A 301-nucleotide genomic window follows, 5' to 3' on the forward strand; every position below is an offset into this window, starting at 1 on the left:
TCGACTGGCGCCTGATCGCCGACACCGGCGACGCCGACGACGCGCTCGCCGAGTTCATCGCGCGCCTCGCCGACCTGGAGCAGATCGGCGCCCCCGGCGGCCGCGCGTCGTACAGCCAGGTCGGGTTCAGCATCGTGGCGCGGATCATCGAGAAGGTCACCGGCCTGACCTTCGAGCGCGCCGTCCAGACTCTCGTCCTCGAACCACTCGAACTCCGCAACACCTTCTACGAGCTCCGAGAGGTCAAGTCCCGCACCGCCGCGTTCGGCCACAACGCCGACGAGAACGGTCAGCTGATCGT

General features: G+C 68.4%; 1 protein-coding gene. It reads left to right on the plus strand.

The annotated features are described in order from the left end of the window. Window positions 1–301, plus strand: a 301-nt coding sequence (locus tag KDK95_RS34925) for a serine hydrolase (RefSeq protein WP_212522634.1), incomplete at both ends; no start/stop codon positions are given.

This window comes from Actinospica acidithermotolerans, from assembly GCF_018139625.1.
GTDB classification, from domain to species: domain Bacteria; phylum Actinomycetota; class Actinomycetes; order Streptomycetales; family Catenulisporaceae; genus Actinospica; species Actinospica acidithermotolerans.